This window comes from Cupriavidus sp. AU9028 (assembly GCF_019795295.1).
Classification (GTDB): Bacteria; Pseudomonadota; Gammaproteobacteria; order Burkholderiales; family Burkholderiaceae; genus Cupriavidus.
In genome coordinates, this window is record NZ_JAIMCG010000009.1 from 107583 (window position 1) to 133173 (window position 25591).

At 69.0% G+C, this 25591-nt stretch carries 19 protein-coding genes; 8 read left to right on the plus strand and 11 right to left on the minus strand.

Features of this window, described 5'->3' with window-relative positions; translation table 11 throughout:
• Positions 1 to 168 precede the first annotated feature (168 nt).
• Together K6V06_RS11995 and K6V06_RS12000 are read left to right on the plus strand one after the other, a co-directional pair.
• Positions 169 to 1611, plus strand: a complete 1443-nt coding sequence (locus K6V06_RS11995; protein WP_222243675.1) for a cache domain-containing protein — start codon at positions 169 to 171, stop codon at positions 1609 to 1611.
• Complete coding sequence (locus K6V06_RS12000) at positions 1608 to 2285, plus strand: response regulator transcription factor (RefSeq protein ID WP_222243677.1); 678 nt, start codon at positions 1608 to 1610, stop codon at positions 2283 to 2285. The genes K6V06_RS11995 and K6V06_RS12000 overlap by 4 nt, the downstream gene beginning before the upstream one ends.
• A gap of 401 nt (positions 2286 to 2686) precedes the next feature.
• Here the strand turns inward: K6V06_RS12000 and K6V06_RS12005 are convergent, their stop codons facing one another.
• Complete coding sequence (locus K6V06_RS12005) at positions 2687 to 4543, minus strand: phosphoenolpyruvate carboxykinase (GTP) (RefSeq protein ID WP_222243678.1); 1857 nt, start codon at positions 4541 to 4543, stop codon at positions 2687 to 2689.
• A 751-nt stretch (positions 4544 to 5294) separates the two neighbouring features.
• Between K6V06_RS12005 and K6V06_RS12010 the strand changes: the two genes are divergently transcribed.
• The 5 genes from K6V06_RS12010 (at position 5295) to K6V06_RS12030 (ending at position 13476) form a co-directional block, all read left to right on the plus strand.
• Positions 5295 to 6320: a D-2-hydroxyacid dehydrogenase family protein gene (locus tag K6V06_RS12010; protein ID WP_222243679.1), complete on the plus strand. Its 1026-nt coding sequence runs from the start codon at positions 5295 to 5297 to the stop codon at positions 6318 to 6320.
• A 272-nt stretch (positions 6321 to 6592) separates the two neighbouring features.
• Positions 6593 to 7780 carry an MFS transporter gene (locus K6V06_RS12015; protein WP_222243680.1) on the plus strand — a complete coding sequence of 396 codons (1188 nt, stop codon included), beginning with the start codon at positions 6593 to 6595 and terminating at the stop codon, positions 7778 to 7780.
• A gap of 333 nt (positions 7781 to 8113) precedes the next feature.
• Positions 8114 to 9355, plus strand: coding sequence for an efflux RND transporter periplasmic adaptor subunit (locus tag K6V06_RS12020; protein WP_222243681.1), 1242 nt, complete (start codon positions 8114 to 8116; stop codon positions 9353 to 9355).
• Between the two features lie 4 nt (positions 9356 to 9359).
• Positions 9360 to 12554 carry an efflux RND transporter permease subunit gene (locus K6V06_RS12025; RefSeq protein ID WP_222243682.1) on the plus strand — a complete coding sequence of 1065 codons (3195 nt, stop codon included), beginning with the start codon at positions 9360 to 9362 and terminating at the stop codon, positions 12552 to 12554.
• Positions 12541 to 13476 (plus strand): ChaN family lipoprotein, encoded by a 936-nt coding sequence (locus K6V06_RS12030; protein WP_222243683.1) that lies wholly within the window; start codon positions 12541 to 12543, stop codon positions 13474 to 13476. The genes K6V06_RS12025 and K6V06_RS12030 overlap by 14 nt, the downstream gene beginning before the upstream one ends.
• An 11-nt stretch (positions 13477 to 13487) precedes the next feature.
• Here the strand turns inward: K6V06_RS12030 and K6V06_RS12035 are convergent, their stop codons facing one another.
• From K6V06_RS12035 to K6V06_RS12075, 9 genes are all read right to left on the minus strand, one after another.
• Positions 13488 to 14954: an NAD(P)/FAD-dependent oxidoreductase gene (locus K6V06_RS12035; protein ID WP_222243684.1), complete on the minus strand. Its 1467-nt coding sequence runs from the start codon at positions 14952 to 14954 to the stop codon at positions 13488 to 13490.
• An 87-nt stretch (positions 14955 to 15041) separates the two neighbouring features.
• Positions 15042 to 15974 carry a patatin-like phospholipase family protein gene (locus tag K6V06_RS12040; RefSeq protein WP_222243685.1) on the minus strand — a complete coding sequence of 311 codons (933 nt, stop codon included), beginning with the start codon at positions 15972 to 15974 and terminating at the stop codon, positions 15042 to 15044.
• Between the two features lie 7 nt (positions 15975 to 15981).
• Positions 15982 to 16398, minus strand: coding sequence for a PaaI family thioesterase (locus tag K6V06_RS12045; protein WP_222243687.1), 417 nt, complete (start codon positions 16396 to 16398; stop codon positions 15982 to 15984).
• A 43-nt stretch (positions 16399 to 16441) separates the two neighbouring features.
• Positions 16442 to 17500, minus strand: coding sequence for an AbrB family transcriptional regulator (locus K6V06_RS12050; protein ID WP_222243689.1), 1059 nt, complete (start codon positions 17498 to 17500; stop codon positions 16442 to 16444).
• A gap of 147 nt (positions 17501 to 17647) precedes the next feature.
• Positions 17648 to 19162, minus strand: coding sequence for a tripartite tricarboxylate transporter permease (locus tag K6V06_RS12055; RefSeq protein WP_222243796.1), 1515 nt, complete (start codon positions 19160 to 19162; stop codon positions 17648 to 17650).
• Positions 19163 to 19209: 47 nt separating this feature from the next.
• Positions 19210 to 19692: a tripartite tricarboxylate transporter TctB family protein gene (locus K6V06_RS12060; protein ID WP_222243691.1), complete on the minus strand. Its 483-nt coding sequence runs from the start codon at positions 19690 to 19692 to the stop codon at positions 19210 to 19212.
• Positions 19693 to 19775: 83 nt separating this feature from the next.
• Positions 19776 to 20765 (minus strand): tripartite tricarboxylate transporter substrate binding protein, encoded by a 990-nt coding sequence (locus K6V06_RS12065; protein ID WP_222243693.1) that lies wholly within the window; start codon positions 20763 to 20765, stop codon positions 19776 to 19778.
• Positions 20766 to 21074: 309 nt separating this feature from the next.
• Positions 21075 to 22634, minus strand: coding sequence for a sensor histidine kinase (locus tag K6V06_RS12070; protein ID WP_370637456.1), 1560 nt, complete (start codon positions 22632 to 22634; stop codon positions 21075 to 21077).
• A 2-nt stretch (positions 22635 to 22636) separates the two neighbouring features.
• The gene (locus K6V06_RS12075; RefSeq protein ID WP_222243695.1) at positions 22637 to 23308 is read right to left on the minus strand and encodes a response regulator; all 672 of its coding nucleotides are present in this window, start codon (positions 23306 to 23308) and stop codon (positions 22637 to 22639) included.
• A 185-nt stretch (positions 23309 to 23493) separates the two neighbouring features.
• Here K6V06_RS12075 and K6V06_RS12080 point away from each other — a divergent pair, with 185 nt between their 5' ends.
• Positions 23494 to 24648, plus strand: a complete 1155-nt coding sequence (locus K6V06_RS12080; protein ID WP_222243697.1) for an ABC transporter substrate-binding protein — start codon at positions 23494 to 23496, stop codon at positions 24646 to 24648.
• A gap of 28 nt (positions 24649 to 24676) precedes the next feature.
• Here K6V06_RS12080 and K6V06_RS12085 read toward each other — a convergent pair whose 3' ends face one another.
• Entirely contained in the window at positions 24677 to 25456 is a 780-nt protein-coding gene (locus K6V06_RS12085) for a TetR family transcriptional regulator (RefSeq protein ID WP_222243699.1), read from the minus strand.
• Between the last annotated feature and the right edge of the window lie 135 nt (positions 25457 to 25591).

A 25591-nucleotide genomic window follows, 5' to 3' on the forward strand; every position in this document is an offset into this window, starting at 1 on the left:
ACGCCGGTGGCCCGGCAGTTCACGCTCCCGGCGTGTAGTATTGACACCCGCCCCACCGGGCACAAGCGCATAACTACGCAGAACGGCTGCGTGGTACTACGTAGAGAACACCCCAAACGACGTAGACGCGGCGGCGACACGCTTGCCGCATCGGCATTTCCGCGCACGATGAAACTCCGCCTGAAGATCCTGCTGCTCGCGGTCGCGCCGCTGGCCGTCGCCATGCTGGCGATCGCGCTCACGGTTCGGGACCAGTCCACCGCGCTCGCGCTGCACGAGCGTCAGCTGGTCGAGGCCGCCTATCTGCAGAGCAAGCGGGCCGAACTGCACCATTACGTCGAACTTGCCCAGAGCGCGATCGCGCCGCTTGTCGCCGCCGGCCGCAATGACGAGGGCGCGCGGCGGGCCGCCATGGAAGCGCTGGCCCGGCTCGAATATGGCCACGATGGCTACTTCTTCCTCTATGACGTGCACGGCCGCAGCCTGATGCATCTGCGCCAGCCCGAGCTGGTCGGCCAGGACCTGTGGAATCTGCGCGATTCGACCGGCACGCCGACCATCCAGCGGTTGATGGCCGTGGCGCAGGCAGGCGGCGGCGCCGTCCAATACGAGTGGCGCAAGCCGTCCAGCGGCAAACCGGCGCCCAAGCTCGGCTATGTCGTGCTGGTGCCGGAGTGGGGATGGATGCTGGGCACCGGGATCTATCTGGACGATGTGGAAAACACGCTGCGCCAGCTCGACGAGCGTGCGAAGACGGATATTCGCGCCACGCTGGCCTGGATCGGCGTGATTGCCGGCATCAGTCTGTTGCTGGTCTGCGCGGGTGGCCTCGCCTTGAACATCAGCGAACACCGCGAGGCGGACGCCAAGCTGCGGCAGCTGGCGCAGCGGGTGGTGCAGTCGCAGGAGGAGGAACGCGTGCGGCTGGCTCGCGAACTGCATGACGGCGTCAGCCAGTTGCTGGTATCGGTCAAGCTGGTGCTGGAGGCGGCAGTGAACCGGCTGGTGCAGGCACCGGCAGAGGGAGCGGCGGTGGCGCCGGTGCTCGGCATGGCGCTGAACCGGCTGGAGACCGTGTTCGGCGAGGTCCGCCGCGTTGCCCACAATCTGCGCCCGGCGCTGCTGGACGACCTTGGCCTGCATGCCGCGCTCGAACAGCTCGCGCGCGAGATGCAGGGCGCAAGCGGGCTCGCCATTCGGGTGCGCCGCGAGGGCGAGCCGCGGCCGCTGCCGGAGGAGGCTGCCACCGCGCTGTACCGCATCGCGCAGGAGGCGCTGACCAATGTCGAGCGCCATGCTTCGGCCCGTCACGTCGACATCGTGCTGACCTTCGGCGCTGCCGCCGTGGCACTGCGGGTGCAGGACGACGGGGTTGGCTTCGATGTCGCCCGCATGCAGCAGGATCCCAGCCGCGGCATCGGGCTGCGCAACCTGCGCGAACGCGTGGCCATGCTCGGCGGGCGTTTCGATATCGATTCCGGGCCGGCGGGCACTCGACTGGGCGCATCGCTACCATTGCAGGCGGGCGAACCCACGCCTGGCGACGACGAAACCGCGCGCAGCCAGCCACATGAAGAGGCCCGTAAAACGGTCGGGGAGGCTTCGTCATGATCGGCACGATGCCGAGCGGCGGACCGGCGCGCGTGCTGCTGGTCGACGATCATGTGCTGGTGCGGGACGGCATCCGCATGCACCTGTCGCTGCAGCCAGGGTTGCAGGTCGTCGCCGAGGCGGGGGACGGCCAGAGCGCGCTGGACTGGCTCGCAGGCGCGCCGACGCAAACCATGCCGGCGCTGGCCATCACCGACATCGGCATGGCCGGCATGAGCGGTATCGCCTTCACCGAGGCGCTGCACACGCGCTATCCGGCCATCGCCGTGCTGGTCGTGTCGATGCACGACAACCTGGAGTACGTGCGGCAGGCGGTCCAGGCGGGCGCGCGCGGCTATGTCTTGAAGGACGCGCCCGCAGGCGAACTGCTGGCGGCCATCGAGGCGGTGCTGGGCGGCCACATGTTCTTCAGCGCCTCCATCGCCCGGCGCATGGCGCAGGCCGAGGCGTCCCCGCTTGCGCTTGATCCGCTGACGCCGCGCGAACGCGACATCCTCGCCCGCATCGGCCAGGGCATGGCCAACAAGGAAATCGCCGGCGCGCTCGGGCTGTCGGTACGCACCGTGGAGACGCACCGGCTGAACTTGAAGCGCAAGCTCGGCATCGAGAGCCGTGCGGCGCTGGTCAAGTATGCGGTGGAGCAGGTGGGGAGCGAGGCGGTGGAAAAGCTCTAGAAGTGGCAGTTCACGATAGCGATAGTGCGTCGTCTTCCCTACGCTTCCCGAGCGCTTCCGCTCTCACTTCTGTAGCACCAATGTGCTGCATTGAGTCGAACACCAGAGATTGGCCGGCCAGTTGAAGAGGATCGACGCGAACTGGTGATCGGGCGCGGCACGCGCGGCTACGTTGCGTTGTACCGCTATGTAGAGATCCTCGACACGGTGTACGTGCTGGGATTCGCAGCCAGAAGGAGTGCGGCTACGGCGATCGCGGGGGTGAAGGGGGCAGTTAGAGCGGCAGTTAGAGCGGCAGTTGGATCGCGCACGTTCACCCGATAAAAAGCCCTCGCGCAATGCGAGGGCTTTCTCACTACCGGACCCTGCCATCCCCGCTCTCACGGGAACGGCAGTACCGATCAGGCTGCCAGCCGCCTGGCCAGCGCGTCCTTGGTCTCGGTCAGTTCCTGCGGCAGGTGGTGCTTGAGCTGGGTGAACAGCTCCTCGTGCAGCGCCAGTTCCTTCTCCCACGCCGCGCGGTCGATCGAGGTGACCTGCTGGAACTGCTCGGGCGAGAATTCCAGCCCTTCCCAGCTCAGGTCCTCGTAGCGCGGGGTGGTGCCGAACACGTGCTCGGTGCCCTCGCCGCGGCCTTCGACGCGGTCGATCATCCACGACAGCACGCGCATGTTCTCGCCGAAGCCCGGCCACACGAAGTTGCCGGACTCGTCCTTGCGGAACCAGTTGACGCAGTAGATCTTCGGCAGCTTCGCGCCCGACGCTTCCAGCTTCTTGCCCAGCGCCAGCCAGTGGCCGAAGTAGTCGCTCATGTTGTAGCCGCAGAACGGCAGCATCGCGAACGGGTCGCGGCGCACCACGCCTTGCTGGCCGGCAGCGGCGGCGGTGGTTTCCGAGCCCATGGTGGCGGCCATGTAGACGCCTTCGACCCAGTTGCGGGCCTCGGTCACCAGCGGCACGGTGGTCGAGCGGCGGCCGCCGAAGATGAACGCGTCGATCGCCACGCCGGCCGGGTTGTCCCAGTTCTCGTCGATCGACGGGCACTGGAACGCGGGCGCCGTGAAGCGCGCGTTCGGGTGGGCGGCCTTGGCGCCGGTCTCCTTGGCGATCTCGGGCGTCCAGTCCTTGCCCTGCCAGTCGATCAGGTGCGCCGGCGCTTCCTTGGTCATCCCTTCCCACCACACGTCGCCGTCATCGGTCAGCGCCACGTTGGTGAAGATGACGTTCTCGCGCAGCGTCGCCATCGCGTTGTAGTTGGTCTTCTCGCTGGTGCCCGGGGCAACGCCGAAGTAGCCGGCTTCCGGGTTGATGGCGTACAGGCGGCCATCCTTGCCCGGCTTGATCCAGGCGATGTCATCGCCGATGGTCGTGATCTTCCAGCCCTCGAAGCCCTTGGGCGGGATCAGCATGGCGAAGTTGGTCTTGCCGCAGGCCGACGGGAATGCCGCCGCGACGTGGTACTTCTTGCCTTCCGGCGAGGTCACGCCGAGGATCAGCATGTGCTCGGCCAGCCAGCCCTCGTCGCGGCCCATGGTCGAGGCGATCCGCAGCGCGAAGCACTTCTTGCCCAGCAGCGCGTTGCCGCCGTAGCCCGAGCCGAACGACCAGATCTCGCGGGTTTCGGGGAAGTGGACGATGTACTTGGTCGGGTTGCACGGCCACGGCACGTCCTTCTCGCCGGCCGCCAGCGGCTTGCCAACCGTGTGCACGCACGGCACGAACTCGCCGTCGGCGCCCAGCACGTCGTACACGGCGCGACCCATGCGGGTCATGATGCGCATGTTGACGGCGACATACGGGCTGTCGGACAGCTCCACGCCAATGTGGGCGATCGGCGAGCCCAGCGGGCCCATCGAGAACGGCACCACATACAGGGTGCGGCCGCGCATGCAGCCGTCGAACAGCCCGTTCAGGGTCTGGCGCATCTCGCCCGGCGCCGTCCAGTTGTTGGTCGGGCCAGCGTCTTCTTCCTTCTGCGAGCAGATGAAGGTACGGTCCTCGACCCGCGCCACGTCGGAGGGGTCGGACAGCGCCAGGTAGGAGTTCTTGCGCTTGGCGGGGTTCAGCCGCTTCAGGGTGCCGGCCGCGACCATCTGGTCGCACAGGCGGTCGTACTCTTCCTGCGAGCCGTCGCACCAGTAGATGCTGTCCGGCTTGGTCAGCGCGGCGATTTCGGTAACCCAGGCGATCAGCTTCTGGTGCTTGACCCAGGCCGGAACGTTCAGTGCCGGCGTGCCTTGCATGGTGGGATGATTCATCGTGGATACTCCAAAGCGGATAAGGAATTCTTTGGCAAAGCCTGGCCCCCGGTAGCGCAGTACGGCGGATCGGAACGGAGCGTGTGCCAGGACCGCAATGCAGTACGGACCACTTCTTTTGGAAGCGGTTCCGGGCATGCGGGAGTCGCGCGTCGTGACCGGTGCGGTCCCATGCGCCGACTCCGTCGGGTGCGCGCCTCTCGGGCGCGGCCACCCCGTTCGGCCTGGCGTCGCTCGTCCTTGCCTTCGGCCGGACATTGCGACGACCCGCGTAGCCGTTTCCTGGTACTGCTGGCACATGCCGGAACGTCTGATGCGTTCCTGGCCTACTTCAAGCCCGTCGTCCGGCAGGCAGTCACATCCCGTTACAAGTCCGCGACGCAGGGCCGGGAATAAATGCCAACGAGGACGTCCGTGGCTGCGCTACAGTGGCGGTTTGCCCCGCAAATTGCGGCGGGGAACCGCCGTCAGGCTTGTTCCGGCGGCTTCCAGAGCACGGGAGCAGGGCTCGACCGCGAATTGCTGGCGTCGCCGGAGGCGGCAAGGATACCACCGTCGATGCGCTTCGGTTTTTGCTCTGCAACATCCGCCCACCCTTCCTGGAGCCCCGTTTTTGGCCGGAGAACGGGGGTGCGTGCGCGGCACCGTACGGTCGCCCTTCCCGTCACCCCTTGGCGGCAACCATACTGGCGGCGCTGGCCCCCGGTCTGTGGGCACGCGAACCAATTAACGTCATGACCTCAACCCGCCCATGAAAATTGCCGTTCTCGACGACTACCAGGACGCCGTTCGCAAACTGCCCTGCTTCCGCCTGCTGGAGGGGCACGACGTCAAGATCTTCAACAACACCGTCAAGGGCGTGGGCCAGCTGGCCGCCCGGCTGTCCGATGTCGAAGCGGTGGTGCTGATCCGCGAGCGCACCCGCATGACCCGCCAGCTGCTGGAGAAGCTGCCGAAGCTGAAGATCATCAGCCAGACCGGCCGCGTCGGCACCGTTGGCAGCCATATCGACGTCGACGCCTGCACCGACCGCGGCGTGGTGGTGCTCGAAGGGGTCGGCTCGCCGGTGGCGCCGGCGGAGCTGACCTGGGCGCTGATCATGGCGGCGCAGCGGCGCATTCCGCAGTACGTGGCGAGCCTGAAGCACGGCGCCTGGCAACAGTCGGGGCTGAAGTCCACCACCATGCCGCCGAACTTCGGCCTCGGCCAGGTGCTGCGCGGCCAGACGCTGGGCATCTGGGGTTACGGCAAGATCGGCCGGCTGGTGGCGGGCTACGGCAAGGCCTTTGGCATGTCGGTGCTGGTGTGGGGGCGGGAGGCGTCGCAGCAGGCGGCGCGCGAGGACGGCTTCGCGGTGGCAGAGTCCCGGGAACAGCTGTTCACGGATAGCGACGTGCTGTCGTTGCACCTGCGCCTGAACGACGAGACGCGGCACCTGGTCAAGCTCGCCGATCTGAGCCGGATGAAGCCCACCGCCCTCTTCGTCAACACCAGCCGGGCCGAGCTGGTCGAGGAAAACGCCCTGCTGGGCGCGCTGAACCGCGGCCGGCCCGGCATGGCGGCGGTCGACGTGTTCGAGTCGGAGCCCATCCTGCAGGGCCACGCGCTGCTGCGGATGGAGAACTGCATCTGCACGCCGCACCTGGGCTATGTGGAGCGCGACAGCTACGAGTTGTACTTCCGTACCGCCTTCCAGAACATCCTCGACGTACTGGCGGGCAAGCACGACAGCGTGGTCAACCCGCGCGCGCTGACGCCGGCGCTGTCGCGCGGATAGCAACGGCGGGCGGCCGCCAGGAGAGCGGTCAGCGAGGCGAAGGGTCAGACCAGGTCGAGCTGCTCGGAGCGGATTCCAAGGGCTGCGGCAATCTTCTCCCGGGTCGCCGCATATTGCCATCCCAGTCGAACAGGACCGCGACATTCCCGGGCGGTTCGAGGCACGGCGCGGCCAAAACCGCTACACTGCGGCGACTCCAGGTGCGCCCCATGGGACCCCGGTCCGACAGGCGCGGCACTCCGGCCTTCTCCCCATTTGCTCTTCGCTTTCCCATGGACCCCAGGCTACTGACGCTTTGCGTCGGCAATTTCGTGATCGGCACCGGTGCGATGATCGTCACCGGCATGCTGAACGACATTGCCGCCGACTTCGCCATCAGTGCCGCGACCGCGGGCCAGTTGATCTCCGCCTTCGCGCTGGCCTGCTGCATCGGTGCGCCGCTGTTCGCCACGCTTGGCTCGCGTATCGACCGGCGCCTGCTGCTGGTGGGCTCGCTGGCGCTGTACGGCGCGCTGCATCTGGCCTGCGCGCTGGCGCCGGAGTTCGGCACGCTGGTCGTGCTGCGCTTCGTCACCGCGATTGGCGCGGCCATCTATACCCCGCAGGCGGCCGCCACGCTGCCGCTGCTGGTCGAGCCCGGGCAGCGCGGCCGGGCGATCAGCTTCGTCTTCCTTGGCTGGAGCATTGCCAGCGTGGTCGGCGTGCCGCTGGGGACCTGGATCGGCAACGGCTTTGGCTGGCGCGTCAGCATGACGGTAGTCGGCATCTTGGCGCTGGGCGTGGCCTGTGCGCTGTGGCGCGTGTTGCCGCGCGGGCTGATGGTGCAGCCGGTAGGACGGGCCGCCTGGGCCGCGGTGCTGCGGCATACGCCCCTGATGCTGGTGGTGTCGGTGACGATGATCTCGTCGGCTGGCATGTTCACGATGTTCACCTATATCGCGCCCATGCTGCGCGATGTGCATGGCATTCAGGGCGCGGGCCTGAGCCTGATGTTCCTCGCCTATGGCGCCTGCGGCGTGTTCGGCAACCTGCTGGCCGCCTCGCGCATGGACCGGCTCACGCCGGGGCGCGTGGTGCTGATCGCGCTGGGCAGTTCGCTGGCGGCAATGCTGCTGTGGCCGCTGACCGGGCTGGGCACGCTGGCGCTGGTGCTGGTCTTCATGCTGTGGGGCGTGGGCGGCTTTGCCACCAACAGCGCGCAGCAGGCGCGGCTGGTGATTCTGGCGCCGGAGCGGGCGGCCGCCTCGATCTCGCTCAATTCCTCGTCGATCTACCTGGGCCAGGCGATTGGCGCCACCAGTGGTGCGGCGATCTACGCGCTGGCCGGGGTGGATGCACTGCATTGGGGCTCGGCGCTGTGGATCCTGCTGGCGCTGCTGGTGTCGGCCCGCGCCACGCGGCTGGGACGCCGGTGGTTGCGTGCCGGCCAGCCCTGCGCGCAACCAGCGGGCAGGACGTAAACGTGAGCGTGGCGCCACAGTGAAGGGCCGGTTCCGCGACCGGCGCTTTTCCTTTTCTGCTAATGTTTGAGTCCTGATACATAAGCTTGGGCCAACTGCCGTGCGTCCGGCACGCCATCGTTCGCCCGCCGGCTGCCTGCCGCTGTAATGGTTTGTAATACGTCGGGCCGCCCGAAGTGCCGTGAAATCGGTCCTGGAACGGCCGAGGACGCGGCTGCAGGTTTAAAGTAAGGGCCGCCGGTCCGCAGCGGCTCACAGAAGCCTCCGGGCACGGCGGGACAACAGGAACGGGGAGCACCACGCAGCAGGCGTGGCGCAGGGCAGAGGGTTCGCATGAAAACGAAGGGGATCGACCAGGCCAAGGGCTTCGTCGAAAGTCACTGGACGCCGGCGACAGGAACCGGCCGGAGCCGCGTGTCGCCATGGCTGGTGCTGCTTGTCCTGCTGCTGCTGGCGGGCGGCGCCTGGCTGGCCTGGCGCGCCTGGTTCGCACCGAAGCCCCCGCCCGCCGCGCCCGCCACCATCCCGGTCAGCACGGCACTGGCCCGCCAGGGCGACGTTCCGCTGCGTATCAGCGTCAACGGCAACGTGACTTCGCTGTCGACGGTCGAGGTGCGGCCCCAGGTGTCCAGCACCGTGCGCACCGTCCATATCCGCGAGGGTCAGGACGTGCGCCCCGGCGATCTGCTGTTCTCGCTCGACACCCGCATGGACGAGGCCAATCTGGCCCGGGCGCGGGCGCAACTGCTGCGCGACAAGGCCGATTACGACGACGCGATGCGGGCACTGGCACGCAGCCAGGAACTGCTGGGGCGCAACTTCATTTCGCAAAGCGCGGTGGACACCGCCAAGGCGCGCGTCGATTCGCTGGCAGCAACCGTGCGCGCCGATCAGGCGGCCATCGAGGCCAGCCAGGTTGCCGTCAGCTACGGCCAGATCCGCGCCACGATCGCCGGCCGTACCGGAGTGATCAACGTCTTCCCGGGTTCGCTGGTGCAACCGGGCAGCACGACGCCGATGGTCACGGTGGCGCAGATTCGTCCGATCGCGGTGACCTTCACCCTGCCCGAGCGGCAGCTGGCCGCGCTGCGCGAGGCGCTGAACGCGGGACCGGTGCCGGTCATGGCGCAGCCGAACGACGGCAACCCCGAGCCGGTGCGGGGCCGCATCACCTTCGTGGACAACACCGTCGATCCGCAGTACGGCACCATCCGCGTCAAGGCGCAGTTCGACAACAACGAGCAGCGGCTCTGGCCGGGCACCTACGCGCGGGTCGAGGCGGTGGTGCAGACGTTGACCGGCGTGGTGTCGGTGCCGCCGCAGGCGGTGGTGACCGGACCCGAGGGCCGCTTCGTCTATGCGGTGGGCGCGGACGGCAAGGTCAAGGCGATGCCGGTGCAGTTGCGCGCGGCAACCGCCGACGCTGCGGTGGTCGAGGGCGTGCCGGCCGCCACCCGCGTGGTGGTCGAGGGTGTGCAGAACCTGCGCCCGGGCGTGCTGGTGCGGGAAGTGCCCGCCGCGGGAGGAAATGCCGGCGCCAGCGCCGGCAAGGCCGCTGGCCCCGCCGGACATTGACGCCATGACACTGTCCGAACTTTGCATCCGCCGTCCTGTGATGACGGTGCTGCTTTGCATCGCGCTGGTGGTAACCGGCATCGTGCTGTACCCGACGATCCCGATCGCGGCGCTGCCCAGCTTCAACTCGCCGGTGATCCAGGTCACCGCTACCCTGCCCGGGGCCAGCCCGGAAACCATGGCGGCCTCGGTCGCCACGCCGCTGGAGAAGCAGTTCTCCACCATCCCCGGCGTGTCGGTGATCACCTCGGCGAATACGCTGGGCAATTCGAGCATCACGATCGAATTCAACAGCGACCGCGATATCGACGCGGCAGCGGTGGACGTGCAGTCGGCGCTGTTCCGCGCGCAGCGCCAGCTGCCCACCGAGATGACGGTGCCGCCGTCCTACCGCAAGGTCAATCCGGCCGACGCGGCGGTGATCCTGCTGGCGATCAACTCGCCGGCGATGAGCCTGGCCGAACTCAACGCCTATGGCGACAACCTGATCGCGCCGACCCTGTCGACCCTGCCAGGTGTCGCCCAGGTGCTGATCTACGGCCAGAAGCGTTTCGCGGTGCGGGTGCGCGCACGGCCTGACGCGCTTGCCGCACGCGGCCTGACGCTGGACGAACTGGCCTCCGCGCTGAACCGGGCCAACGCCAACACGCCGGTCGGCACGCTGGACGGCCCGCGCCAGATGCTGACGATCCAGGCCAACCGGCAGCTGGCGAACGCCGAGGCGTTCCGGGACATCATCGTGGCCAGCCAGCCCAACGGCGCCGTGGTGCGGCTGTCGGACGTGGCCGAAGTCGAGGACAGCGTCGAGACGCTGAAGACCGGCAGCTGGCTGAACAACGAGCGCTCCATCGTGCTGGCCGTGCAGCGTCAGCCGGATGCCAACACGGTCGCCGTGGTCGACGCCATCCGCGCCGAATTGCCGCGCCTGATCCAGCAGATGCCGTCGTCGGTCAGCGTCAACGTGGTCAACGACCGTTCGCGCTCGGTGCGCGAGTCGATCCACGACGTGCAGTTCACCCTCGCCCTGACCGCGGCGCTGGTGATCATGGTGATCTTCCTGTTCCTGCGCCGTGCCGCGGCCACGCTGATTCCGACCGTGTCGCTGCCGATCTCGCTGATCGGCACCGTGGCGCTGATGAAGGCGTTCGGCTACAGCCTGGATAACGTGTCGCTGCTGGCCATCACGCTGGCGGTGGGGCTGGTGGTCGATGACGCCATCGTGATGCTGGAGAACATCGTCCGGCATATCGAGGAAGGCATGGCGCCGCTGAAGGCGGCACTGGTCGGCTCGCGCGAGATGGGCTTCACCATCGTGTCGATCTCGGTGTCGCTGGTCGCGGTGTTCATTCCGATCTTCTTCATGCCGGGGGTGATCGGGCTGCTGTTCCACGAGTTCGCCGCGGTGGTGTCGCTGGCCATCCTGGTCTCGGCGCTGGTGTCGCTGACGCTGATCCCGATGCTGTGCGCGCGCTATCTGTCCGCGGAGAACGTGCCGGTCGACGAATCGCAGCACGCCTATGGCGATGCGCCCGCGCATGCGGCGTCCCGGCCGGCGCAGAAGCAGTCGCTGGGCATGCGCTCGACGCAGTGGTTCGAGAACCTGTTCGAGTTCACGCTGCACCGCTATGCGCGCGGGCTGGACTGGTGCCTGGCGCACCGGGGCGTGGTGCTGGGCATCGCGGCGCTGACCTTCGTGCTGACCGCCGTGCTGTTCGCGGTGATCCCCAAGGGGTTCTTCCCGGAAGAGGATATCGGCCAGATCCAGGTCAACGCCGAAGGTCCGCAGGACATCTCGTTCGAGGCGATGTCGGAGCGCCTGCGCGATGCCGCGGAGCGGATGCGCCGCAATCCGGCCGTCAAGAGCGTGGTGGTGTCGATCGGCGGCGGGCCCTCTCCCGCCATCAACACCGGCCGCATGTTCATCGAGCTGCAGCCGCACGGCGAGCGCCCGAAGATGCCGCAGGTGGTCGAGTCGCTGCGGCGCGATGTCGCCGGCGTTCCCGGCCTGAACGTCTATTTCCGCCCGGTGCAGAACCTGCAGCTGGGCGGCCGTCAGAGCAAGAGCCGCTACCAGTACACCTTGCAGAGCGTGAAGGCGGCGGACCTGCAGACGGCAGCCGACCGGATGATCGAGAAGATGCGCGCCGACCCGATCTTCCGCGACGTGACCAGCGACTCCCAGCAGGCGGGCCTGGAGGCGCAGCTGTCGATCGACCGGGACAAGGCCAACTCGCTCGGCGTGCAGATGCAGGACGTGCGCACCGCGCTGTACAGCGCGTTCGGCGAGCGGCAGGTGTCGACCATCTACACGCCGCTGGACAGCTACTACGTGATCCTGCAGGCCGCGGAGGTGGACCGGCTCGACGAAACCGCCTTCGCCAAGATCTACGTGCGCAGCAACACCGGCCAGCTGGTGCCGCTGTCCGCGTTCGCCACCACCGAGCGGCGTGTCGGGCCGATCGCGGTCAACCACCAGGGGCAGCTGCCGGCGGTAACGATCTCCTTCAACCTGGCACCCGGCGCGGCGCTGGGCGACGCCTCGGTGAAGATGGAGCAGTTCAAGCGCGAGACCGCGCTGCCGCAGACCATCTTCACCAATTGGGGGGGCGACGCGGCGGTGTTCCAGTCGTCGCAGGCGACGCAGGTGATCCTGCTGATTGCCGCGATCGCGGTGATCTACGTGCTGCTGGGCGTGCTGTACGAGAGCTACATCCATCCGCTGACGATTCTCGCGGGCCTGCCCTCTGCCGCGGTCGGCGCGCTGCTGACGCTGTTCCTCTTCCGCGTCGAGCTGTCCCTGATCGCGATCATCGGCGTGCTGATGCTGATCGGCATCGTCAAGAAGAACGCCATCATGATGATCGACTTCGCGCTGGCCGCGCAGCGCGAGCAGGGCATGGTGCCGGCACGGGCGATCCGGCAGGCCTGCCTGCTGCGTTTCCGCCCGATCATGATGACCACGCTGGCGGCCATCATGGGCGCGCTGCCGATCGCGCTGGGCCTGGGTGCCGGTGCCGAACTGCGCCAGCCGCTGGGGCTGGCGGTGGTGGGCGGACTGCTGTTCTCGCAGGTGATCACGCTGTTCATCACGCCCGTGATCTATCTGGCGCTCGATCGCTTCTCGGGCAACGGGCCGCTGGAAATCGATGCGGACGGCAACCGCGTGCCGATTACCGCGGGCGGGCATGCGCACGGCTGACAGCCGCTGCGACCGCACGGCGACGCCGGGCACAGGCGGCTCGCCACGCCTTGCACTTGCCCGCGCCGCTGTCGCGCTCGGCGCGCTCGGCGCGCTTGGTGCAATTGGTGCGCTGCTTGCCGGCTGTGCCGGCCCTGCCCCGCAGCGCGCCTCCCCGCTGCCGCTCGCCTCGCATCGCTACGTGCTGCTGGGCGAGCAGCACGACAACGCCGACGGCCACCAGTTGCGGCTGCAGGCGCTGCAGGAATCGGTACGGGCCGGCTGGCGTCCGGTCATCGCCATGGAACAGTTCGACCGTGAGCGGCAGGGCGAACTCGACCGCGCTCGCCGCGAGCGTCCCGGCGACGCCGATCATCTGATCGCCGCCGCGGGTGGCCCCGGCTGGGACTGGTCCTTGTATCGGCCGGTCATCGCGCTGGCCTTGCAGTACGACCTGCCGCTGGTAGCGGCCAACCTGTCGCGCGCCGACGCCAGGCGCGTGGTGCGCGAAGGCGTGGCCGCGGTATTTGCCGCGCCGCAGCGCGCGCAGCTGGGGCTCGATACGCCGTTGGCGGCCGAACTGGCGCAGGCGCAGCAGGCCGGCATCGCCGCCGCTCACAGTGCGCAGATGCCCGCTTCGCTGCTGCCCGGCATGGCGGCGGCGCAGGTCGCGCGCGATGCCGTGATGGCGCATGTCATGGCGGCCTCGAGCGACGGCAGCCCGCCACCCCGGCCCGTGGTGCTGATCGCCGGCAACGGCCATGTACGCAAGGACATCGGCGTGCCCCGCTGGCTGCAAGAGCGGCAGGGCACGGCGGTTGCCGATGTGTTCGCCGTCGGTTATCTGCCAACCGAAGCCGGCGCTGGCGAGGACGGCGGTGACGCCGCGCCGGCGGCGGCCTTCGACCGGATCGTTGCCATCCCCGCCGTCCGCCCGCGCTGAAGGCGACCCGGTCAGACCGGGCCGAACAACTCCTCCGCCACGCTCGGATGCAGCCGCACCGTGGTTTCCAGATGCGACAGGCGCAACCCGAGCCGGATCGCCACCGCCATCGCCTGCACGATCTCCGGGGCGGCGTTATCTAGAATATGAATGCCGAGCACTCGTTGGCTGCGTGCGTTATAGATGATCTTGATTAGCGAGGGGATCGTGCTGCCGGCGAACCGGCTCTCCAGCGACACGAAGCGGCGCAGGCTGACGCCGATGCGCGCGGCGCTGCCCGCCGCTTGCACCGCCTGGGCTTCGGTCATGCCGACGCTGCCGACGGCCGGCTCGCTGAACACGGCAGTGGGGACGACATCGAAGTCGGGCCGCTCGCTGCTGCGGGCAAACAGCCGGTCGGCCAGCCAGCGCCCCTGCGCGATGGCCACCGGTGTCAGTTGCGGGCAGTCGATGACGTCGCCGATCGCATGCAGGCCCCGCACGCTGGTGCGGAACTGCCGGTCCACGCGCAGGTTGCCCGATTCGGCGCGGGCCACGTCGAGCGCGTCCAGTCCCAGCGTATCGAGCACCGGCTCGCGGCCGATGGCGGCCAGCACGGCCTGCACCCGCAGGCTGTGCACGTGCTGCGGGTCGGCGCCGTCGCGCTGCCGGTAGCAGACCTCGGTCGCGCCATTGGACTGGCTCAGCATGGTGACGTCGGTATTGAAATGCAGACGCACCCCCTTGGCGCGCAGGGCCTCGCCCAGCGCCGTGGCGATGGTTTCGTCGAAGTTCTCCAGCAGCCGCGGCCCGCGCACCAGCAGATCCACCTTGACCCCGTAGCGCGACAGGATCGAGGCCATCTCCACGGCGATATAGCCGCCGCCGACCACGGCCAGCGAGGCCGGCACGCCGGTCCAGCCGAACACGTCGTCGGAGGTCGCGGCCAGTTCGCCGCCGGGGACCGGCAGCGCCGTGGGCCGCGAGCCGGTGGCGATCAGGGTGCGCCACGCCTGCAGGGTTTCGTTGCCAACCTGCACGAAACCCGGCGACACCACGCTCGCCTCGCCATGCAGCAGCTGCACGCCCGCTTCCTGCAGCCGCTGCTTGTAGCTGGCATGCAGCCGGGCCATCTCGGCGGTGACGCGGGTAATCGCATCGTTCCAGTCCTCGCGTCCGCCGGTATGGGCCAGGCACCCGCTCAGGATGGAGGCCAGGCTGGCGCCATAGCTGAGCATCTTCTTCGGAATGCAGCCACGGTTCACGCAGGTGCCGCCGATGCGATCGCGCTCGACCAGGATCACGCTGGCGCCATGGGAAGCCGCCCGCATCGCCGCGGCGACACCGGCAGAACCGCCGCCAATCACGACGAAGTCCGCCTGGCGATAGGGGCCGGCCTTGGCGGGCTTGCCCCGGGGTACATGCTCCATCCTCGGCTCGGCGGATACCTTGTAGGCGCTCTGGCGTTCGTGTCCGGTGTCACCCTGGCGTCTGCTCATCTTGCCTCCTGTCGCGGCTTGCCGGCCGCATGTCGATTGGACGTTGCGATGCAAAGGATCCGGGGCGGCACCGTGCGTGCGGCCCGGCTATGAGATGGCCTCCAGCCCGGCGACGGTGCCTTCGGCCCATTGGCGCAGGAACGATTCGCCGTCGCGCCGCCCCAGGTCGTATGCAAGCGCCATGCCTTGCGGGCGGGTGTAGTCCCAGCTGGAGATGGGCACGCGCTGCGATGGCTGCAGGTAGAGGCGCCGCTGGCCGTCGATCTCCATCGAGAAGCAGCGCGGCCGCGGGTACAGGCGGGTCATCAGCACCAGCACGTCGCCGGGGCCGCGGTCCAGCGCATCGACCGGGACGTTGTCGACCAGCCCGCCGTCAAGCACGGCACGGCCATCGCGCCGCAGTACCGGCGTAAAGGGCGGCGTGCAGGAGGACTGCAGCAGCAGGTCGGCCAGTGCCTCGGGCGTGGGACAGTCCTGCGCGCGCACGAACTCGGGATGAAAACCCAGCGTCCTGCCCAGGCGCGGATGCAGCGTCTTGAGCAGATGCTTGTCGATGTTATAGGCGACCAGGCCCGCCAGCACCGCCAGGCGTGGCCCACACCAGCGCGGAATATGCGCGACGCCGATGCGGATTTCCGGCGCGGCGCGCAGCCGTTCCATGCGGCCGTCCGACAGGATCGACAGCAGCGCCGCGCGGTAGATGCCGTAATGCGGGAACACGCGCTGGTTGCCCAGCAGGTTGCGCCAGTACGCATTGCGCTTGTTGCCGGACAGCACTTGCTCGTAGTAGGCCATTACCTCCCGCGAGGCGTGGGTGTAGAGCATGCAGGCCGTGGCGGCACCGGCCGAGATGCCGGCGATCACGCGCGGGCGCAGCTGCAGCTCGGGCGCGACGGTGTCCCACCATCCGGCCTGCCACCAGCAGCGATTGCCGCCGCCGGCAAAGACGACCTGGTCGAAGGGACCCGATACCGGGTGCGCTGCCGTGCCGGTTTGCCCGGTTGCGGAAGCGGCTGGCATGGGCGCTTCAGAGCAGCGCATAGGTGGTGGTGGCCTGCACCGCCAGCTTGCCGTCATGCCCGCGTAGTTCGATGGCGCCGAACACCACCGTCTTGCCCATGCGCAGCACCGAGGCGCGCACCAGCATGTCGCCCTCGATCACCGGGCGCATGAAGTTGGTGGTCAGGCTCACGGTGGTCATCGGCTTGAAGCCGCCAAGCTGGCTGGCGATGGCCACGATCATCGCGGTGTCCGCCGCGGACATCAGTACCTGTCCGCAGACGACGCCGCCCGCGTGGCGCAGCGAGGGATCGAAGGGCAGCAGCAGCGTCACGCCATCGGCTTCGACCCGGTGCGCGCGCAGCCGCAGCTGGCGCACCCACGGCGCGAGAACTTCGTCGAGGATGGCATCGGCGTCGGCAAGGGAAAGGGTCGGCTCGGGCATCGGTGTCCTGTCGAACGTGGCGGCCGCCCGGCCCCGTCACCCCTTACTCGGTCTCCTCCGGAGCGGCTCGATATTTGAGCCAATGATACAGGGGGCCGGTGCACAGCACCACGAAGGCCATCCGGATCACGTGGAAGGCGGTAACCAGCGGCACGCCCAGCTCCAGCACCTTGGCGGTGATGCACATCTCGGCGATGCCGCCCGGCGTGGTGCCCAGGATCATCGTCGCCGGATGCTCGCCGGACAGCGCGGCCAGGCTCCAGCCGAACAGCGCGGACACCAGCAGCGCCACCAGCGTGTAGAGCGCGATGCCGGACAGGAAGCGCGGCGCGGTATGCAGGAATTCGCGCGAGAACCGCACGCCCAGCGACACGCCGATCAGCAGTTGGCCGGCATGGCTCATCGAGACGGGAATCGCGGAGAGCTCGATGCCCGAAGCGGTCAGCAGCGCGGCAGCGATCAGCGTGCCGATCACGAAGGGGTTGGGCAGATTGAACCGCCGCATCGCCAGCGCGGCGGCCACCGTGATGGCGATCAGCAGGGCAAGGCCGGGCAGGTCCACCGTGCGGGGCCCGGGAATATAGGGGTCGAGTCCGTGAATGCCGTTGTACTGGTACAGCGCCGGCACCAGGACTACCACCAGCAGCACGCGCAACGAATGCGCGGCGGCGACCTGGTCGATGCGCGCGCCATTGCGCTCGGCCAGGTTGGCCATCTCCGACGCACCGCCGATGGCGGTCGAGAAGAACGCGGTCTTGAAGGCGACCCCGGTGGTCTTGCGCACCAGCAGCGCGCCGGCGGCGCCCAGAGCCACCGCGAACAGCGAACTGCCGATGATATAGGGCAGGAAGTCGACCAGCTTGGCGACCACCGTCGGCGTGAAATACAGCCCCAGCGAGGTGCCGATGGCCCACTGCCCGGCATTGCGCGCCTGCGCAGGGGCGCGCAGGTCGGCGCCCGCCATCCGCATCGAAGCGACCGACAGCAGCGGACCGATCATCCAGGGCAAGGGGGTGCGAAGCCATTCGCACAGCAAGGCGGCGGCAAGGGCGAGCAGCAGCGTCTGCGCGATCGGACGCCAGCGGGAGAGAAAGGATGACATGGAAGGGCTGGCTGGCGCGCTGCGCCGCCGCTTTCTTGTATGACGGCCCTGCGCCCCCGAGAGGGCGCAGGGCCGGGCCCGGGTCCGAGGCGACCCGAGGTCGGCTGGCGGCGCGGTCGGCGCCGCCAGCCTGCATTGTGCCGCGAACTAGCGGGCGCCGTCAGCCATCTCGCGCGTCGCCGAGCGGCGCGCCAGCCAGCCCAGCAGTCGGGGCACCACCACCACGGCCACCGTCAGTGCGAGGATCGAAGCCGAGATGGGATGGCGCACGAACTGGCTCCAGTCGCCCTGGCTGATCGACAGCGCATTGCGCAGCTGCTTCTCCGCCAGCGGACCGAGGATCATGCCGACGATCACCGGCGCGGTGGGAAAATCGAAGCGCCGCATCGCCATGCCCAGCAGGCCGATCGCAAAGAGCAGCAGCAGGTCGAAGGCGGACTGGCGGATGCCATAGGCGCCCAGGCTGGCGAAGATCAGGATGCCGCCGTAGAGCAGCGGCGTGGGAATCCGCAGCATCCGCACCCACAGGCCGATCGCCGGCAGGTTCAGCACCAGCAGCATCACGTTGCCGATATAGAGCGAGGCAAGCAGGCCCCACACCAGATCGCCGGAAGTCTGGAACAGCATCGGTCCGGGCTGCAGGTTGTAGTTCTGGAACGCGGCCAGCAGGATGGCGGTGGTGCTCGAGGTCGGAATGCCCAGCGTCAGCAGCGGCGCCAGCGCGGCGGTCACGGTGGCGTTGTTGGCGGCCTCCGGTCCGGCCACGCCCTCGATCGCGCCGCTCTTGCCGAACTCCTCCGGATGCGCCGACAGCTTCTTCTCGCTGGCATACGACAGGAAGGTCGGAATCTCGGCGCCGCCCGCGGGGATCAGGCCGAACGGAAAGCCGATCGCCGTGCCGCGCAGCCAGGCCGGGATCGAGCGCTTCCAGTCCTGGCGCGTCATCATCACCGGGCCGGGCTTGTTGATGCCGCCATCGGCCTGCGGGAAGAACGCGTTGAACAGCGCCTCGCCCACCGCGAACAGCCCGACCGCGACCACCACGATGTCGATGCCGTCGTACAGCTCCTGCACGCCCCCGGTGTAGCGGGTCTGCCCGGACAGCGAATCCATGCCGACCAGGCCGATGGCCAGACCGATGAACAGGCTGGTCATGCCGCGCAGCAGCGACGAGCCGAGCACGGCTGACACCGTGGTGAAGGCCAGCAGCATGATCATGAAATACTCGCCGGGGCCGAACTGCAGCGCGAAGTCGGCCGCGACGGGGGCAAACATCGACAGCAGCACCGTGGCGATGGTGCCGGCGACGAAGGAGCCGATTGCCGCGGTGGCCAGCGCGGGACCGGCGCGACCCCGCTTGGCCATCAGGTTGCCTTCCATCGCGGTGATCATGGTCGACGACTCGCCCGGCGTATTCATCAGGATCGAGGTCGTCGAGCCGCCGTACATGGCGCCGTAGTAGATGCCGGCGAACATGATCATCGCCGCGGTCGGCTCGACCTTGGCGGTCAGCGGCAACAGCATGGCGACGGTCAGCGCGGGCCCGATCCCCGGCAGCACGCCGATCGCGGTGCCGAGAAAACAGCCAACCAGCGCCCACATCAGGTTCAGCGGCGTGATGGCGACGGCGAAGCCGTGCATCAATTGGTTAAGGGTATCCATCATCGATCTCCTGGCGGTGTGGACCGTTGCGGGCAAGCGTGCAACGATCAGCCGCCGGCGCGCTCAAGCAGCGGTAGCAGGGGCAGCTCGATGCCGAGCAGGGCGTCGAACAGCAGCCACATCGGCACGGTCAGCGCGAGGCCGATCAGGGCGTCGCGCAGTGGTCGGCGGCTGCCATAGCCGCGCGCCACGCAGGTCATCATCAGGGTGCTGGCGAGCACGAAGCCGATCGTGCCGATCAGCACGATATTGAGCACCAGACCTGCCGCCACCCAGAGGAAGCCGCGCGGGCTGTGCGGCCGGCTCGGCAGCGAGGCGTCCTCGGCCGGCATGGCTTGGAAGCCGCCGCGCAGACCCTGCAGCGTCAGCAGCGCGCCGCACACCGCCAGTCCCACCGCGACCAGCGTGGGCAGGAAGCGCGGCGACAGGCCGGCATAGCCGGCATCGCCCGAAATACCGGAGAGGCCGGCGAAGAACAGGGCCGACAGCAGCAGCACGACGATGCCGATGACGGTGTGGGACGGTTTCATGCGGAACTCCTGCCAGAGGGGCGGCCGGCAAGGAAGCTCGGTTCCGAGCCCCGGCCGCGCGGGTGCGAAGCGATGCAGGTGCCTTACTTGGCCACGCCCAGTTCACGCAGGATGGCGCCCAGGCGAGCCGATTCCGCGTCGACGAACTTGCCGAACTCGTCGCCGGTCAGCAGGAACGGCGTCCAGTCGTTCTTGGTCAGGGCGCTCTTCCACGACGGGCTTTCGGTGGCCTTGACCACCGCCTCGGTCAGCGCCTGGCGTTGTGCGGCGTTGATGCCCGGCGCACCGTAGACGCCGCGCCAGTTGTAGAGCTCGACGTTGATGTTCTGCTCGCGCAGGGTCGGGATGTCGGCGACCCGGTCCTTGGCCGTCACCGCCAGCGCGCGCATCTTGCCCGAGCGGATGAAGGGCAGGAATTCGGAGACGCCGGCGATGCCCGCCGTCACGTGGCCGCCCAGGATCGAGGCCGACGCTTCGCCGCCGCCCTGGAACGGCACGTAGTTGATCTTGCGCGGATCGACACCCACTTCCTTGGCCAGCAGCCCGGCCAGGACATGGTCGATGCCGCCCTTGGAGCCGCCGCCCCAGCTGACACTGCCCGGATTGGCCTTCAGTTGCGCGACCAGTTGCTGCATCGACTTGATCGGCGAGCTGGCCGGCACGGTGATGACCAGCGCGTCGGACAGCAGGCGTGCCACCGGGGTGGCGTTCTTCAGCGTCACCGGCGATTTGTTCGCTTCGATCGCGCCGACCATGACGGCGCCGGTCACCATCAGCGCATTGGGATTGCCCTTGTCGGTGTTGACGAACTGGGTCAGCCCGATGGTGCCGCCGGCACCGCCACGGTTGTCATAGGACACCGACTTGGCCACGCCGGCCGACACCATTGCCGCGCCGAGGGCGCGCCCTGCCTGGTCCCAGCCGCCGCCGGGATTGGCGCCGATCACGATCTTGGCGGTATCGAGCGCGAAGGCGGGCGCCGAGGCGAAGGCCGCCACCAGCGTCACCGCGGCGGCAGCGCCGGTGCAGCCCTGGCGGAACACGGCCGAAAAGCGAGGGAAGGAATGTCGCATGGGAAGTCTCCTGTGCCGGCTGGGCGGCAATCAAAGGGGGCGCGACGGCAGAGGCTGGGGCAAGGGCGGCAGGCGGCGCGGGCCGGGCCAATCCAGCCGGATCGGCCAGCGCCTTGTCTCCTGCCCGTGCAGTCCGCTGTGGCGCCGGGCGATGTCATCGTTGTTGTGGTGCGCGAAGGTGTGCGCGCATGGCGCATGAGGGCGCCATGGCAACGATTCTAGGAGCGGCTAACTGTCAAAACGCTGTCAAAAGCGGGGCCGCGATGCCGGGGTTTACGCTTAGGCCGGCCTGGACCGGCCTGGGCCGGGCTAGACGCGCGCCAGCGGCAAGCGCAGTGCCGCGCGCAGGCCCGGGCCATGCTGTCCCTCGTGAGGGGGGGACTGGCGCCGGGCGTCGCCCAGCGTGACACTGCCGCCCGAGCGCGCCGCCATCTCGCGCGAGATGGCCAGCCCCAGGCCAGAGCCCGGCTGCTCGGTGCCGACGCGCCGATAGAATCGCGCAAATACCTGGTCGCGCTCCTCGGCGGGAATGCCGGGGCCGTTGTCCTCGACCACCAGGCATGCCTGCCCGTCCTCGCGCGCGGCCCACAGCGTGATATGGCCCCCGCGCGGGCAGTACTGGATCGCGTTGTGAACCAGGTTGGCATAGGCCTCGCGCAGCAGCGCCGGATCTGCCCGGACCCACAAGGGCGGCGCTTGCCCCTCCTGCCCCTCCTGCCCGCCCTGCCCGCCTTCTTCCCCCTCAGCCCAGCCAAAGTCCTGCTGGCGCGCGCGGGCGAGCGGCAGGTAGTCCAGCGCGACCTGACGCGCCAGCGCGGCGGCATCGACGAGCGGCAGCGCGGCTGCGCCCTCGGCCGCATTGGCGGCATCCCCCGGCTCTTCCTGCCCCTGCCAGCCCTTCGCCGGCTTGCCGCCCTGCTGCCGTACCCGTGCCAGCATCAGCAGCTGGGACGTCAGCCGCGACGCCTGCTCCAGCTGCGCGACCGCCGCGTGCAGCGCTTCGCGCGCGGCAGGCAGGTTGCGCTCCCCTTCGAGTTGCCGTCCGGCGAACTCGGCCTGCGTCTTGACGATGGCCAGCGGCGTGCGCAACTGGTGCGCGGCGTCGGCGATGAACTGCTCCTGCGCGGCCGCCATCGCTGCCGACCGCCCCACATGCCGGTTCACCGCGTCGACCAGCGGCCGCACCTCCGCCGGCACCGTCGCGGTATCCAGCGGCGTCAGATCGTCTGCCGGACGCGCCTCCACCTCGTCGCGTACCCGCGCAAGCGGCGCCAGCACCAGGCTGATGCCGCCAACGAGAATGGCGGCGCTGGCGACGATCAGCAGCGCGTCGCGCGCCAGGGTATTGCGCCAGACAGCGGCCACCAGCGCGGCGCGCGGTTCGGCTGACTCGGCCACCTGGATGATCACCCGCATCTGCGCATCGGGGCGGTAGACCGGTCGCGCCAGCGCCGCGATGCGCACCGCCTCGCCGCGATAGCTGGCGTCGTAGTAGCGGGGGGCGTTGCTGGTCAGGCCTGCGGCACCGCCCGTCGGCAGCGGCAAGTCCTCGTATCCTGTCACCGTCTCCACGCTGCCGCCCCGCTCCAGCGCGATGCGGTAGAACACCCGGGTTTGCGCCGCGGTCTCGAACATCTCCATCGCGGCATCGGGCAGGGTCAGCTGGATCGATTCCCCTGCCATGCCGATGGCATTGTCGATCGCGCGCACCGAGCCGAACAGCGACCGGTCATAGGCGGCGTTGGCCGCTTCGCGCAGCGCGTGATAGGTCAGCCAGGTGTCGATCGCCATCATCGCCGCGAGCGCCGGCAGCAGCAGCACCAGCAGTTGCCGCCGCAGGCTCGCGCGCAACCAGCGTCCGCCCGGCACGGTCAGGCCGCCTCCGCTTCCAGCAGATAGCCGAAGCCGCGCAGCGTGACGATAGTGACGCCATGCCCGGCCAGTTTCTTGCGCAGGCGATACACCAGCACCTCGATGGCGTCCGGACTGACGTCGGCGTCCAGCGAGAACACCTTGTCCAGCAGCTGCGCCTTCGTCAGCGGCTGGCCGCTGCGGGCAAGCAGCGCGCCCAGCAGCGTCGATTCGCGCGGGGTCAGCGGCAGCGGGGCGCCGTCCAGGGTGAAGGATCGCGTCTCGCCATCGAACACCAGCGTCCCGCACTGCAGCCGTGGATGCGCGCGGCCGCGGCTGCGGCGGATCAGCGCGAGCAGCCGCGCTTCCAGTTCGGCGATGGCGAAGGGCTTGGCGAGGTAGTCGTCGGCGCCCAGGTTCAGGCCGCGCACGCGCTCGTCCAGCGTGTCCTGCGCGGTCAGGATCAGTACCGGCGTGCGGTCGTCGCGCGCACGCATGGCGCGCAGCACCGACAGGCCATCCTTGCCCGGCAGGCGCAGGTCCAGCACGACGGCGTCGTACTCTTCGGCCTGCAGCCGGGCGTCGGCCAGCAGGCCGTCGGCGACGTGCTCGATGACGAAGCCGCCCTGCCCCAGCGCGCGCGTCACCCAGTGCGCCAGTTCGTTCTCGTCCTCCACCAGAAGAATACGCATGCCGGCCTCCTTGCCGGTTTCGATGGCCGCGGTTTCGATCCCCCGTCTTGCCGCGATGCGGGCGCCTATAATACGCTGCGCCTGCGCCAATGGGCGCCCGGCGGCGCCATCCCGCACAGCCGCCCGTTCGCCTCCTCGCCCGCTCCCCTTGCCCGCCATCGGCCCGGACAGACGCGCCGCGCCCCATGCCCTCCCATCCTGATTCTCCGCCCTCCCCGCTTCGCCGCCGCCTGCTGCTCGGCGGGGGCGGCCTGCTTGCCGGTGGCGCCGGCGTTCCAGCTGCTGCGGGTGCTGGCGAGCAGGCGGCCGCTCCCCAGGGGTATCCGCCCGACTACGGCCGGCTGATCGCCGCGGCGCTGCGCGAGGGCGTGGTCAATATTCGCGCCTCCACCGACGAACCGATCGCCCGTCCCCTGGTGGCGGCGTTCGAGGCGCGCTACCCCGGCATCCGGGTGCGCTACCGGGACATCAACACGGTCGAGCTGCACGCCGGTTTCCTGCAGGAAGCGGCGCGGCCGGTGCGCGAGGACCATGCCGATCTGCTGTGGAGCACCGCGATGGACCTGCAGATCAAGCTCGTCAATGACGGGTACGCGCTGCCCTACCGCTCGCCCGAGCGCGGCGCGCTGCCCAGCTGGGCCAGCTGGCGCGACGAGGCCTGGGGTACCACCTTCGAGCCGGCGGTGATCGTCTACAACAACCGCCATTTCGCCGGCCTGCCCTTGCCACGCAGCCGCAGCGCCCTGGCGCGCCTGCTGCAGGACCAGGCCGCGCGCCTGCGCGGGCGCGTCGTCACCTACGATATCGAACGCTCGGGGATTGGCTACCTGCTCGCCCAGCAGGATGCCCGGATGGGCGGCGAGTTCTGGTATCTGGCGCAGTCGCTGGGTCGTGCCGGCGCCCGGCTGTCGGCGTCCACGGCGGAGATGATCGAGGGCATCGCCAGCGGCGAACTGGCGCTCGGCTACAACGTGCTCGGCACCTATGCACTGGCGTTGATGGACCGCGGCGCACAGATCGGCGTGATCGCCCCGTCGGACTACACGCTGGTGATGTCCAGGGTCGCGCTGATCCCCCGGCGCGCACCGCATCCCAACGCGGCGCGGCTGTGGCTCGATTTCCTGCTGTCGCGCACCGGGCAGGCGCTGCTGGCGCAGTCGGCGTCGCGGCTTTATACGATCCGCACCGACACCCGCAGCCCGCATACCGCGGTCGCGCTTGCCGAGCGGCTCGGCTATGCCTTCAAGCCGATCAGCGTCGGTCCGGGCCTGCTTGCCGGGCAGGACAGGTTGCGGCAGCAGGCCTTCGTCGCGCGCTGGCGGGAGGCGATGCGCGGATGACGCCTCCCGGCGTGTTGCGCGCGCCTGGCTATTGCGGGGGCAGCAGCCCGAAGCCGCCGCCCTGGCCGTCCTCGTCGTGCTCGTCCTGCCGCGGCAGCGACGCCGCGCAGCCATTGCTCTGCTGCGTCAGCGCGGCCACCTCCTCGTGCAGGCGGGCCATCGGGCGCGGCACATAGCCCTGCCGCAGCGACGGCGACAGCCGCAGCGTGTCGATGAAGGCATCGGCCAGCCGCTCTGCATTCACGTCCAGATCGAAGTCGCCCGGCGAGAACAGCCAGTGCGCGAGCACGCCGCCTATCGCGGCATGGAAGGCGTTGACCGCCAGTTCGAGATCGAGATCTGCGGGCAACTGCCCCCGTTCCATGGCCAGCCGCAGGTGCTCGCGCATCTTGACCATGCCCTCGGCGTGCGACTGCCGCTGGCGTTCGAGGATGGCGCCGTTGTCCTGCACCATCTCGCACTTGTGGAAGATGATCTCGAACACCCGACGCCACTGGGGATTGGTGACGGTCTCCCGCATCACGAAGGCGCAGATGTCGCGGATCCCGCCGAGCGGATCTTCCTGCCGTGCGATGCGCTGCGGCTCGCACAGCGCCTCGACCGGCAGATGCACGCGATCGCACATGGCCGCGAACAGGTCGCCCTTGTTCTTGAAATGCCAGTAGATGGCGCCGCGCGTTACCCCGGCTGCCTCTGCGATATCGGCCAGCGATGGCCTCGCCACGCCGCGCGCATGGAACACTGCCTCGGCGGCATCGAGGATGCGATGCCGGGTCTCCAGCGCTTCTTCCTTGGTACGTCGAACCATGGCGGGCTCTCAGCGAACGGTGGAAGACGGTAGCCGGCGGGCAGCGCCGGTGACTGTTACTGCTGTGACTATGAAGTCACGAGGATACTGCGACACGGCTCTCCTGATGGGTGACGGCTTGGGAATGCTGCACTG